The following is an 810-nucleotide window of genomic DNA, read 5'->3' on the forward strand; positions in this document are numbered from 1 at the left end:
AGCTTGCAACAAGTTTGGGATTCAGACAGGACAAATTGATTGGCTGTCCTTGAGCACTAAACTTTATCGAGATAGACAATGCATTGGATTGGTTGGGTGCAATGCTCAAGGGTTGTGGTATGCCAGACGTACTCAACTAGGCTGCAATCAGTTTGCCCCTACCGCAGAGATAGCGGTGGCATCCTTGGGAGTAAGAGTCAAAGCAGCAGTCGCGGCTTAGTTCTGAAAGTGAGAAAGGCGATTGCTAACCAAGAGGATATGCAATCGCCCCTACAACGAAATTTCTGACAATCTAAATAATGCCACACAATACAATCATTACGTCCTCCCTTCAAGAATCCGAGTTAGATGAATCCCAAGAGAAAATACTTCTGCCGACAACAGACCCGAATGCAGAGGTCATGGAAATTCTTGGATACAAACTTGTGTATATCAATGGAGCCTGCCCCAGAACTCACCGGGTTTATAAAGCGCACTCAATGATTGGCCTGTTATTCGAGCATATTACCCATTGGTCAAATGCTGTAGATAAGATTCGCTATGCACAAGCTATAGATGCAGCAGTTGGGCTAGATGATTTTATGAAGATAGCTGGGAAATCTAGAGCAACAGACAAAGCCATTGCAGCATATTCAAACAACCCAACTACAACAATAACAATTTCAACAATCCTTTCATTAACTACAACGATGGAAACCATTACAATCAACAACAGCGTCTTTCTCATTCCACCCAGCCAACCAAAACTGCAAGCCAACTGCGCTAAAGAATACGGGCAATTCTTACTCGATTGTCCCCCAAAACTGACAA

General features: G+C 43.5%; 2 pseudogenes. Both read left to right on the plus strand.

Annotation, left to right across the window (positions count from 1 at the left end):
* Positions 1-220, plus strand: a pseudogene (locus HCR01_RS38085) (hypothetical protein); the annotation flags it as partial.
* Positions 221-299: 79 nt separating this feature from the next.
* A pseudogene (locus HCR01_RS38090) lies at positions 300-810 on the plus strand (hypothetical protein); the annotation flags it as partial.

This window comes from Nostoc sp. MG11, assembly GCF_014904695.1.
Lineage (GTDB): Bacteria > Cyanobacteriota > Cyanobacteriia > Cyanobacteriales > Nostocaceae > Komarekiella.